Consider the following 12,782-nt stretch of genomic DNA (forward strand, 5'->3'; position numbering starts at 1 on the left):
TAGCTGAAAAGCCGACAGTTTTAGCACCATTAAGAATTTAATAGCGATAATAATTGCTATTGTTTGCCAGCATTTAAAATACTGCATACGAGAAACAGAGCCGTTCCGTTAAAGACCCAGTCGTGAGGCTGCACATTCTAAAAATAGGGACAACTGAACAGGCGAGAAAAACATCGTCATGTCAGCGACATAAATAAGTAGAGTAACAATATGAAACGTATGCTAATCAATGCAACGCAGCAAGAAGAAATGCGCGTAGCACTGGTTGATGGCCAGCGCCTTTATGATTTAGATATCGAAAGCCCAGGTCACGAACAGAAAAAAGCCAATATTTATAAAGGCAAAATCACTCGCATTGAACCATCTCTTGAAGCAGCATTTGTTGATTACGGTGCTGACCGCCATGGTTTCCTTCCTTTAAAAGAAATTGCACGTACTTACTTCCCTGCAGGTTACACTTTTCATGGTCGCCCTAACATTCGCGACGTGATCAAAGAAGGTCAAGAAGTTATAGTACAAGTTGATAAAGAAGAGCGTGGCCAAAAAGGCGCTGCGTTAACTACTTTTATCAGTGTTGCTGGTAGCTACTTAGTGCTTATGCCTAACAACCCTCGTGCTGGCGGTATTTCTCGTCGCATTGAAGGTGATGAACGTACTGAACTTAAAGAAGCATTGGGTCGTTTAGAACTTCCTAAAGGTATGGGCTTAATTGTTCGTACAGCGGGTGTTGGTAAATCGTTTGAAGAATTAAACTACGATTTAAAAGCATTATTAGTACATTGGGAAGCAATTAGACAAGCAGCCGATAGTGCTAAAGCGCCATTTTTAATACACCAAGAAAGCAATGTAATATTCCGTGCGATACGCGATTATTTACGTCGTGATATTGGCGAAATTTTAATTGATAAACCACGTGTTTTTGAAGAAGCTAAAGCGCACATTGAGCGTTTTCGTCCTGACTTTATGAGCCGTGTTAAGCTTTATCAAGGTGACACTCCTTTATTTACGCATTACCAAATTGAAAGCCAAATTGAGTCTGCGTTCCAGCGTGAAGTACGCTTGCCTTCTGGTGGTTCAATTGTAATTGACCCAACTGAAGCACTAACGTCTATCGATATCAACTCGTCTAAAGCAACTAAAGGCGGCGATATTGAAGAAACAGCACTTAATACTAACTTAGAAGCAGCCGATGAGATTGCACGTCAATTACGTCTTCGTGACTTAGGTGGTTTAATTGTTATCGACTTTATCGATATGACGCCTCCACGTCATCAACGTGAAGTAGAAAATCGTTTAAAAGATGCTGCTCGTCCAGATCGTGCTCGTGTTCAAATTGGTAAAATTTCACGCTTTGGTTTACTTGAAATGTCGCGTCAGCGTTTGCGTCCTTCATTAGGTGAAGCAAGCCAAGGCCCATGCCCACGTTGTAGTGGACAAGGTACTATTCGTTCAAACGAATCAATTGCGCTTTCTATTCTTCGTTTAATTGAAGAAGAAGCAATTAAAGACAACACAGCACAAGTAAATGCACAAGTGCCTGTTGCCGTTGCTGCTTATTTGTTAAATGAGCAACGTCGAAGTGTTCACCGTATTGAAAAGCATCACAAATGTGACGTAGTGATTATTCCTAATCAACATATGGAAACACCACATTACGAAGTTATGCGTTTACGTAAAGACGAAACACTTGAAACGGTAAGTTACGGACAAGTTGTTGCGCCAGAACCTGAAGCATTTGAGATGTCAAAATCACCAAGTGCACCAGTACGTGAAGAGCCAATGCTAAAAGGTGTTGTAATGCCTTCTACACCGGCTCCACAAGCAGCGCCTACACCAGTAGCTCAGCCTGTAGTAACAGAGACTAAAACTGAAGGTGGCTTGTTTGAAGCAATCACTAAATGGTTTAAATCGTTATTTGCAAGCGAAACAGTAGAAGAGAAAAAAGAAGCTGTAGAAAAAGAGCAGCAAGAAGCGCGTAATAACGCTCGCCGTGGTAACGATAATCGTCGTCGTAATAACAACCAACGTCGTCGTAATAATAACCCGCGCACTAATAAACCACGCAATGAGCGCCCTGCAGCTGAAGAGGAAGTTAAAACAGACTCACCAGCAGCAACAAGCACCGAGACGCAAGAGAGAAACGAGAACCGCAATAAGCGTCGTCGTAACCCTAACTCTCGTAAGCGCCCAGAGCATAAAAGCGAAGAAAAAGATCAAGTTAAAACTGAAGCCCCTGTAAAAGCAGAAGTAGAAACTGATTCTAAGCCAGCTCAAGCTGTAGAGCCTAAAGAGCAAAAGCCTAAGGTTCGCCGTCAACGTCGTAACATACGTAAAAAAGTACGTCTGCAAGATGAAAACGCTGAGCAAGCAAACTCAACAGAGCAAACACCTGAACAAGCGGTAGTGACTGACACTCCACAAGTTCAAGAGCAAGCACCTGTTGTAGAAAAGCAAACACAAGCTCCGGCAGAAAAAACAGCTCACATTAAAGAAGAGAAAGTTGACGTTGTTGATTCTAACGATGAAGCAGCAACTACTGAAGACGAGCAAGAGCAAACACGTACGCGTTCACGCCGTTCTCCTCGTCATCTTCGTGCATCAGGTCAACGTCGTCGACGTCCTGAAGGTGAAGCAGAAGTTAAATCTGACGAAGCCCCTGCATTTGTTCCAGTTGCTGATCAAGCAGCTGCAGAATATGAAGCAGAACTGAAAGCGAAATCTGAAGAAACACCTGTGGATGCAGCGCAGCAAATTGAACAAGCCGTTGCCGTTGAAGACTTAGCAAAAGTTGAAGCTGTAGAAGAGCCAGCTAAAGTTGAAGCGCCTGTAGTAACTCAAGAGCCAGCTAAAGTTGAAACTCCAGTAGCAACTGAAGAGCCAACTAAAGTTGAAACTCCAGTAGCAACTGAAGAGCCAGCTAAAGTTGAAGCGCCAGTAGTAACTGAAGAGCCAGCTAAAGTTGAAGCGCCAGTAGTAACTGAAGAGCCAGCTAAAGTTGAAACTCCAGTAGTGACTGAAGAGCCAGCTAAAGTTGAAGCGCCAGTAGTAACTGAAGAACCAACTAAAGTTGAAACGCCAGTAGTAACTGAAGAGCCAGCTAAAGTTGAAGCAAAAGTGAAAACTGAAAAATCAGCACCGCATGTTAAAACAGCGGTAACTCAAGGGTCTGCAAGTGCGCCAATGGCACAACCTACTCCTGTAGCTGATAGCGAAGTAAAACATACATCTGTAGCAATGGCTCACGATAAACGTGAACTAGTGCCAGACAGTGGTTTACGTGCAGGTTCTATCAAACCTGCTGGTCGTGCAAGCTCTGCAACGACTAGAACAATGAGTGTTGATTAATAACTAACACTTATTAAAAAGCCCCGCTATTTGATAAATAGCGGGGCTTTTTTGTTTACATGCTTTGAATAATTATTAAAGTTTCTTCACGCCCATAATAAGCGATTTGTTCACAAAGAGGTTAAGAGACGCTGCGCTTTTAGAGGTAACAATAAAGCTAAGTCTTGCTAATAAAGCATGGCTTGTGTTTTCTAATTTACTCCTTCTTTGTTCAATAGATCTTTAAGTGGTTTTGTTAACAAAGAAATTAAATAAACAGAAGCGGTGCTTCTCGCGTAAGCAAGCTTCACGCCTACAGCCGAAATTTAACACCGTGAATAAGATTAACGAGTAGACGCACCATTTGTTGGCGTGACGGGCAAAGCCCGTAAAAAGTAATTTGTTCACAAAGAGGTTAAAAGACGCTGCGCTTTTAGAGGTAACAATAAAGCTAAATTGAAAAAGCTCCGCAAATAAACCATCGCTTGTGTTTTCTCATTTACTCCTCTTTCACTTCTCTTTGTGAAATAGATCTTTAAGTGGTTTTGTTAGCAAAGAAATTAAGTAAACAGAAGCGGTGCTTTTGCGTAAGCAAACTTCACGCCTACAGCCGAAATTAAATATCAAGTACAAATTAACCTGTAGAAGCACAACTTATTGTCGTGACGAGTAACGTCCGTAATAAGCGACTTATTCACAAAGAGGTTAAGAGACGCTGCGCTTTTAGAGGTAGTAATAAGGCTAAGTCTTGCTAATAAAGCATGGCTTGTGTTTTCTCACTTACTCTTCTTTCACTTCTATTTTTGCAATAGATATTTTAGTAGCTTTGTTCCGATGCAACAAATTTAGATACCGGTATAAAAAAGCGCGATATAAATATCGCGCTCTTAAATCAACTTTCAACTCGCTCAAATGAGTTTACTCTTTTTCATTTTCCATAAAACGTTGTAGCTGATCTTTTAAGTTTGGCGGAATGCCTTTAATCACTAGTGTATCGGTTGCTTCGTTGTACGTTACGCGCTCACCTAAGTGTTTACGTTCAAAACTTACACTTACACCCCCACCAAGGCCTGAAAACTTAACCATACTGGTTACGGTTTTTTTATCAACGGGGAAAGTTTCTTCCAAGTCATAGCTTTGCTCTTTGCAAAAACTATCAAACGGGCTGTCATCGCCTTTTGTAAGCGTTGCAGATAGATCGCTCACACTTGCATCTTCGCCTGTGGTTACGCAATCATTACAGTAATCAAATACTTGTTTACGTAAATCGTCTTTTTCTGATTTATCAAACTGTTGCTCTGATAAATAATCCTCTACTGCGCTAAGCATTACTTGGCTTTGCTGTTTTGAATCAATACCCTCTTCACAGCCTAAAAAGTCTAAGAAAAAGTCAGCAACTTTACGACCCGCACGTCCTTTGATAAACGAAATATAACGATTATCTTCTGCTTGCGTATCCCATGCTGTTAAATCGATACGAGCAGCGAGTTGCATGCGAGATATATCTAAATGGCGAGAAGCCGCTAAATCAAGCTCAGAGGTCATAGAGTAATGCTCTTTAATGTTAATCATCGCAATTAACATGTAATCGGTAGCAACATACTGATAATGACAAAATACTAAATAGCCTGTTTCACTAAATGCATACTTATCAAGTTCTTCTTTTAAAACCGTTGAGGCTTGCTCGGTCATATGCCAAAAGCCTAGCTCATCGTTACGGTAGCTTTGCATTGCAGATGCTACAACGCTGTTTTTATCACCACTGAATGCACAGTAACCTTTACCGGGTTTACCATTGTATGCATGATGTAATTGTTCGATAAAAACGGCCACTTTATCGTTGATGATCATCTCATCATTTCGAAGGTGAATTTGCGTATCGTCGTCTTTTTTGTCTACATAATGAACGACTAATTTTTTAACGTCTGTTGTCATCTTTGTTTTTCACGCCTCTAGTGTTAAAATACGAGAATATAACTATTTTATTGAACCAACTGATGCCAATCTTATCAAAATACTCTAATGAAGAAGTAGAACAAATCGTCGATCAGCTTATTGATGTGCTAACTAAACACAATGCGCCGGTAGATTTAAGCCTTATGTGTTTAGGAAATTCTATCACGCATATCTTAAAAGAGCATGTACCAACAGGGAAAAGACAAGCCGTAACTGAGAACTTTGCAAAAGCTCTATCACAGTCGGTTAAATAAACTCTATGAATTTATCGCAGCACAATCAGTTTTCATCAAAAGCGAGTCAGCTATTAAGCTGGGGCCATTGGTTTACTTTTGCCAATATTGGCTTGGCGCTATTTATTAGCTTAAGCTACTTATTTGCCGACTCGCCACCAACAAGCTTTATGGGCATTACTTATATGCTAGTAACGTGGTTAAGCCACACTAGTTTTATCGCCTTTTTAGCGTTTGTGCTGACGGTATTTCCGCTTAGTTTAATATTCCCCTACCCACGACATATACGAGGCATGGCGGCTGTTATAGCCACACTAGGCGCTTCACTGCTTACCCTTGATGCTTATGTTTACGTTAATTTGGGTTATCATCTAAGTATATCTGCCTTGCCTGAAATCATTTCATTGTTGTGGCATCGTTTAACCAGTTCACCTGCTTTAACAACCATTTTAGCCAGTGGGATTGTATTACTTATTTTAGGCTTTCAGCTACTTGTGAGTAATTACACATGGCAACACCTTGAGCGCTTAAAACAATATAAATTTGCACGTTACGCAATTTCATTTTTAATAGTGTGTTTTTCACTTAGTCACAGTATTCATATTTGGGCTGACGCAAATTTAAACTTTGACGTAACGAAGCAAGATAATGTACTACCACTGTCATACCCTACTACCGCTAAAAGTTTATTAGCTAAAAATGACCTGCTTGATATAGAAAGCTATAAGCAAGCACATAACGTAAAAATTAATAACCAAAACATTAGTTATCAAATGCCAAGCCCGCTTGATAAGTGCGAGGACTACACACAAGCCAATGTAGATATTTTTGTATTTGAAACCCAGCAACAACTCGCTAAATTTGTTGCCGATAATAAAAACTTACACAAAACAGAGCAGTTTTTACAGCCAACTAATCACGACGATATGCTATTTAGCTTAGTGTATGGTTTGCCAGCTTTTTATAAAGCAGCAATTTTAAGAGATCAAACTCTTCCCGCATGGCAAAGTCAGCGCCGCAGCATTGAAGTAACCGGCGTGGAAGAACTTAGTTTTATAAATGATCAAGCACATAGTTCTAGCGCAATTAGAGTTATTAAAAGTAGCGATAACGCCGTTGTACGAGATGATAAAACACAGGTTTTTGCTTTTAGTCTTGCCAATAACAAGCAAGAAGTAGTAACAACATCAACTTTATATAGCTCCGACAAACGTATTTCTAAAGTAGATGGACTTATTCAACCTAGCGATTTAATTGCAACAAGTGTTGGCCAATATTTAAATTGTAAAGCCATTGCTAAGCAAACAATGCTGGGCGTTAATTTATACAAGAAAAAAGATGATATGGGCGTTAACTACTCTCAGGGTGTCGTTATAGCCTATAAAAAAGATAGGATTACCTTAATAGATTCAGATGGTAACTTTAAAAACATCTCTGCCGCTGAAGGTTTTTCTATTGAACAAGGTTTAGATATACCATTTTTAGTACAGAGTATTAAAAAGCTCAAAACCTTTACCCAATAACAGTTATCCTAACCTAGCTTGATATACCACCAAGCTAGGTTATAGTTTTATATTGTTGTTAGATATAAAAACCAAGGATGACACGTATGTTTAAAACTTCTCGTTATATTCTCCATTCTAGCTTTTTACTTATCAGTTTTTTTAGCTTTAGCGATACCACTTACTACAAATGTGTAACAGAAAAAGGCACAATCTTCTCTCAACTGCCGTGTGACGACGAAGCAACGACTTATAAAGTTAACACGACGGGTAATCAGTATTCTGGTCCTAAGGTTGACTACACTAAACAACTGAATGAGCTTGAACGTGAAAGGCTTCTATCTGGCTTACAGGCAGAGCTTCGCAGTAATAACCATAAACTAACAATACTTGATCGTAATAAGCAGCGTACCGAATATAAACAACAAGAACGATTAAATCATATTCTAGCCGTTGAAGATAAAAAGCGTATTACCAAAGACATTACTAAAAAACTAAAAATAATTAATAAAGAGTACAAAAAAGATGTATTGGTTATTACTAAACAAATTAAAATTCTCGAAAAAAAGATAGCTCAATACCAATAAATCACTGTTAATTAGCAAGTAATATTTATCTTGGTTTTAAACTTAAAATAACATACCCTTAACACAATAGAGTATAAGCTCTAGGGACTATTAAGGAGTGCAAATGCAGCCTCGCCATATTGCTGAATTAATTTTAACGGGTTTTAAAAGGCACTATCAGCTATTTCAAAAAACAACGGCCAAAGCCCCTCTCGCCTTTGCAAAAAAAGATTGGCAAGCAATTAATGATATCAGCCGTTTGCGTATCAGCTATTATGATGATCGTGTTAACGAAACCACACAAGCGCTAAAAAAAGAAACCCCAACAGAGCAATTAGATGAAAGCCTATGGCTCGAAGTTAAAAAGATATATCAGCACTTTTTATGTTTCCACCCTCAAGCAGAACTCGCCGAAACCTTTTATAATTCTGTATTTTGCCGGCTGTACCATAGGCGCTATTTTCATAATGACTTTATATTTGTAGAAGCAACCTTAAAAGATGCTCCTTCAATACCTGTAGAAGCAGAATATAGGACATATTTTCCAGTAGTTGATGGCCTAAAGCCAACAATAAAGCGCATTATTAATCATTTTGATTTTAAAGCCCCATTTGTAAATTTAGAGCGTGATATTCGCCTTCTTGTTAAAGCTTTTTATAAACAAGCCCCCGATACACATCATCAACCTTGGCAAATGCGCTTTGATATTTTGCACACACCTTTTTACCGTAATAAAGCAGCTTATATAGTAGGACGTGTTGTTTCAAAAAGTGGTGTTCAGCCTTTTATAATCGCCGTATTACACGATGAAGATAACGGATTATATTTAGATGCACTTTTAACTAAATCGTCTCAAATGCGTGTCATTTTTGGCTTTGCCCGCGCCTACTTTATGGTAGAGACTCATGCGCCTTCAGCACTTGTCCGGTTTTTGAATCAGCTTATGCCAAACAAAACACTTGCTGAGCTCTATAACGCAGTGGGTTTTCATAAGCAGGGTAAAACTGAGTTTTATCGAGAGTTTTTAAATCACTTATCTCACTCTAATGATGAGTTTACAATTGCACCGGGTACTCCCGGTATGGTGATGATGGTATTTACCCTTCCCTCATTTGGTTATGTTTTTAAAGTAATAAAAGACAAATTTGGTGAAAGTAAGCCCTTCGGCCGTGATACCGTATTAAAGCGTTATCAACTAGTAAAAAACCATGATCGCGTTGGCAGAATGGCCGATACCATAGAGTATTCTAACGTCGTATTTCCTTTGGCACGTTTTGATAGTAATTTACTTGCGCAATTACATAAAACAATTGGCTCATCAATGGTAATTGAAGGCGAATGGTTGATCATCAAGCATTTATATATTGAACGGCGCATGACACCACTCAATTTATTTTTAGAAAATGCTGATGAAGAAAGTGCCGCAGACGCGATTGAAGAATACGGGCAAGCTCTAAAAGAAATGATTGCCGTTAATATATTTCCTGGCGATATGCTCTTAAAAAACTTTGGTGTAAGTAAGCACAAACGTATTATTTTTTACGATTACGATGAAGTTCAATACCTAACAGATATGAACTTTAGAGCATTACCAAAAGCAAAGAGCTACGACGATTATTTAATGGATGAACAAAGTTACTCTGTTGCACCACAAGATGTATTCCCAGAGCAGTTATGTACATTTGTAATGCCTAATCCTATGTATAAAAAGTTTTTCCTCAGCACTCATCCAGAGCTTATAGATGTTAGCTTTTGGAAGCAGGCGCAACAAAATATAAAAAATGGGCAGGTAAGTCATATTTACCCATACCCGACAGCACAGCGGTTTATCCATCACTGGTAGACGCAAAGGACACACAATGAATATAAGTAAAATAGATTTAAATTTACTCGTTTATCTCGATACATTGCTTCGAGAATGCAATGTAACACGCGCTGCTAATCAATTGAGTATTACGCAGCCCGCAATGAGTAATGGCCTTAAACGTCTTCGTAACTTATTTAACGACCCTATTTTAGTTCGTACCAGCGATGGTATGGTCCCGACAGAGCGCGCTTTAGAGTTACAACCCGTTATTCGTGGCATATTAATGACGCTTGAAGAAACCCTAGCACCCAATAGAGAATTTGAGGCAAGCCAGAGTAAACGTGTATTTAGAATAATGGCCAGTGATTACGCTGCAAGTACGTTAGCGCCAAAGCTCTTAAGTAAACTACACGAAGAAGCCCCCGATACTACTTTAGATATACTCACACCAAGTGATGTAACCTTTCATGACGTAGAAAACGGCAAAGTAGATATGGCAATCAACCGCTTTGAAAACTTACCTCAGTCTTTTCATCATAAACGTATTTGGAAAGACAGTTTTTGCTGCTTAGTTAAGGCCGACAACCCTATTATTGAAAACTTTAGCCTCGACAGCTACTTAAAAGCGCGCCATATATGGGTGAGTAAAACAGGTTTTGGTGTAGGCGTGGGCATGGACCCTAAAGATGTGCAAAAACTTGGTTGGGTTGACGAAGCACTTGCCCACTTTGGTAAACATCGCAACATTGCCACTTTTACGCGTAACTACCATGTAGCGATTCATTTAGCTAAAGAGAAAAATTTGATTGCGACCCTTCCTTCAAAAGCCGCAAATATATACTTAGATGATCCGGGGCTTAAAATTTTAGAGCCACCGTTTCCAATTCCTCCTTTTGAGCTTGATATGATTTGGAGCCCACTGTTACATCGCGATGCGAGCCACATCTGGTTACGCCAAAAAGTCGCTGAAGTAGCTGAAGAGCTAAAATAACTTTATTACACAATATAATGTAAAAATTGCTAGGTTAATACTTTCCTCATTAACTTAGCCCCTTTCTGAAATGAAATTAAACCAATAAAATCAAATGACTACATAAAAATAAAAACGTGGAACGTACATTGCTTTTATTAAATTGAACTATACATTCATTTAATAAAAGAGGTCATTATGAACACCCATCAAGGATCAGAAGTAAATCATATTACTGACATCATTCAAGTTATGAACAGCGGCATCGACTTTTATCAAAAAGCACAGGAAAAAGTTGAAGACCCTGCTATCGGCGCACTTTTTCAGCGTATGATAGATGCCCGAAAAGTGAGTGTTGAGCGTTTGCAGCCATATGCAATTAATGAAAAAGGCGAACGCGAAGATGGTTCATCTTTCGCAGTTGAAGCACGTCGTGCATACACAGCCTTACTTACTACATTCACCTCACATAACGACAGCACGTATGTAAAAGAGCTTGAAGAAGTAGAAGATAAAACGCTTGTAGAAATTAAAGCCGCTATGGATAAACCACAACCGGCTGATTGCGAAGCTGCTCTGGCTAAAACATTATTAACGATGCAAAGCTGCCATGCAGAAATGAGCCGCATGCAAAAAAATTAAGTATAAAATGGCTTAGTTATTTCAACTAAGCCATATTTAAATTAATCCTCTAAGGTCACAGCTAAAGCTGCATATTGCCTGAACCAGGTGATGTTACTCACTGCATGCCTCATAATATTATTTGAACGATTTATGATTGAAGGTTCAAACTTAGATAATTCACGCCAATCATATGAGAATGCAATTTGTTCACCTTTACTGCTAATACCTTCTCCGGTTACAAATTGTGGAATAGGCCCTGGACCAATGGCAATGCGTTCAACGGCTGTTTTAGCTAAGCAATTCATAATATCCAAGTTGTTAAAATACCCCTCTTCATCAGCTACAATAAATAAGCCAACATCAATATGTCCATGATTAATATCTTCATATTTCTCGTATGATGGACCACGACGATCCCAATTATAATTCCACGTACACGCGCCATCATCTTGGTATTCTAGATTTTCAGTAAAAAAATCTATAATACCCATTATTTTAGATTTATAGAAATCAGGTCTATCACTCCATTTATCTAGATACAGCATCGCTGTTGCCATTGTCAGGTTATGATTATGAGCTAAAGGATTACTATATAAACCAGAGTCACCATAGTTATCGTTATAAAGATTAACGTAATAAAAACTTCCTTTAATCGAAGAGTTTTTACTAATGCTATACGAGCTGTCATGGCTATCTACTATCTTTTGGGCGGCTAATATAGAAATGTCCGCAAAGTTATAATAATCAGATAATTTTTGAGTTTTTATTATATCAACTATACGCATAACACCGTTTAAAATCATACCATCCGTCAAAACAGTTATACTCGAATCAGAGAGTGATCTTTTCCAGCCAGGGGCAATTTCATCTCTTTCATTTAAAAATAATTTAGGTGCCCGCTTATAGCTATTTGTTTCAGAAAATCCATTTGTACTTCTCACCAAATCCGTATCACTAAGCATTTTGTTAGCTAATTCAATAGCCATATCTAAATACTTGAGCTTATTGGTTACATTATAGAAATGCAGATAAGTACGTAACCAATAATACCCATTCCAAGCATATTCATTGCCAGTATTAGACTCATTATTAATCATTGGATTGCCCGGATACTCTGCAAATATCAGTTCAGCTAAACTTGAAACATTATCTACATCAGAAACTTTAGGATTAGGAACGTCTAAACCGCTTATTAAATCAGCAGATGTAATGTTATGTAATTCAAAGAATGAGTTCTGGTTTGCGGAAATAAGTTGTGGCTCTCCTCTGTCACTTATTCCAAAATTACGGCTATTTTCAATGTTATTCAGGTCTATTAAGCCTAGTCCCTGAAGAGCTCCGTCAGAAAATTTATTTGACCTCCTAAATAACCAATTAAATGATACGTCAGTAGGAACAATAAAGTCTTTTTTAACTGAAACACTTTTTAATCCGTCTGAAGCAATTAACTCTCCATTTTTTACTGTAACTTCTAAAAAACGTGTTTGATAAAAGTTTAACTTATTCCAGACGCCGGGGTATTTGTCTCCAAATTTCATTTGTATACTTGACTGATTAAATAGTAAAAACTCTTTTGTATTTGAGTTAGAAAGTAAATAGGTTTTCTTGGAAGGGTCATTGGGTGTTTCCCCTAGCCACACTACAATTTTGAATGGACCGGTGGGTTGCCAAACATCAAAGCTAGCAAAGCTATTGACGCCGTTAAACTTTATAGCGGTATCAGCTAAAACAGTTTTAATACTAAACGAAAATATTAGTAAAAGGGTAAGTATTAATTTGATCTTCATCATACTCATACGA

The 12,782-nt window shown here is 38.4% G+C and carries 9 protein-coding genes; 7 read left to right on the forward strand and 2 right to left on the reverse strand.

Annotation, left to right across the window (positions count from 1 at the left end; all coding sequences use genetic code 11):
* Positions 1–210: 210 nt before the first annotated feature.
* Positions 211–3,345: a ribonuclease E gene (gene rne, locus I6F50_RS05905; RefSeq protein WP_197175596.1), complete on the forward strand. Its 3,135-nt coding sequence runs from the start codon at positions 211–213 to the stop codon at positions 3,343–3,345.
* A gap of 897 nt (positions 3,346–4,242) precedes the next feature.
* Here the strand turns inward: rne and yejK are convergent.
* Positions 4,243–5,259, reverse strand: coding sequence for a nucleoid-associated protein YejK (yejK, locus tag I6F50_RS05910; RefSeq protein WP_197175597.1), 1,017 nt, complete (start codon positions 5,257–5,259; stop codon positions 4,243–4,245).
* A gap of 62 nt (positions 5,260–5,321) precedes the next feature.
* Between yejK and I6F50_RS05915 the strand changes: the two genes are divergently transcribed.
* The 6 genes from I6F50_RS05915 to I6F50_RS05940 all read left to right on the forward strand — a co-directional run bounded on the left by I6F50_RS05915 (position 5,322) and on the right by I6F50_RS05940 (position 11,000).
* Positions 5,322–5,534, forward strand: coding sequence for a DUF1414 domain-containing protein (locus I6F50_RS05915; RefSeq protein ID WP_007375276.1), 213 nt, complete (start codon positions 5,322–5,324; stop codon positions 5,532–5,534).
* A gap of 5 nt (positions 5,535–5,539) precedes the next feature.
* The gene (locus I6F50_RS05920) at positions 5,540–7,036 is read left to right on the forward strand and encodes a DUF3413 domain-containing protein (RefSeq protein ID WP_007585701.1); all 1,497 of its coding nucleotides are present in this window, start codon (positions 5,540–5,542) and stop codon (positions 7,034–7,036) included.
* A gap of 86 nt (positions 7,037–7,122) precedes the next feature.
* Positions 7,123–7,602, forward strand: a complete 480-nt coding sequence (locus I6F50_RS05925; protein ID WP_197175598.1) for a DUF4124 domain-containing protein — start codon at positions 7,123–7,125, stop codon at positions 7,600–7,602.
* 103 nt (positions 7,603–7,705) lie between these two features.
* Complete coding sequence (gene aceK / locus I6F50_RS05930) at positions 7,706–9,424, forward strand: bifunctional isocitrate dehydrogenase kinase/phosphatase (RefSeq protein ID WP_197175599.1); 1,719 nt, start codon at positions 7,706–7,708, stop codon at positions 9,422–9,424.
* A gap of 16 nt (positions 9,425–9,440) precedes the next feature.
* Positions 9,441–10,379 (forward strand): LysR family transcriptional regulator, encoded by a 939-nt coding sequence (locus I6F50_RS05935; RefSeq protein ID WP_002961484.1) that lies wholly within the window; start codon positions 9,441–9,443, stop codon positions 10,377–10,379.
* A 177-nt stretch (positions 10,380–10,556) separates the two neighbouring features.
* Positions 10,557–11,000, forward strand: coding sequence for a PA2169 family four-helix-bundle protein (locus tag I6F50_RS05940; RefSeq protein ID WP_197175600.1), 444 nt, complete (start codon positions 10,557–10,559; stop codon positions 10,998–11,000).
* A gap of 41 nt (positions 11,001–11,041) precedes the next feature.
* Here I6F50_RS05940 and I6F50_RS05945 read toward each other — a convergent pair whose 3' ends face one another.
* The gene (locus I6F50_RS05945; protein WP_197175601.1) at positions 11,042–12,778 is read right to left on the reverse strand and encodes a hypothetical protein; all 1,737 of its coding nucleotides are present in this window, start codon (positions 12,776–12,778) and stop codon (positions 11,042–11,044) included.
* Between the last annotated feature and the right edge of the window lie 4 nt (positions 12,779–12,782).

It is taken from the genome of Pseudoalteromonas sp. NZS127_1, from assembly GCF_015864295.1.
GTDB classification, from domain to species: Bacteria; Pseudomonadota; Gammaproteobacteria; order Enterobacterales; family Alteromonadaceae; genus Pseudoalteromonas; species Pseudoalteromonas arctica.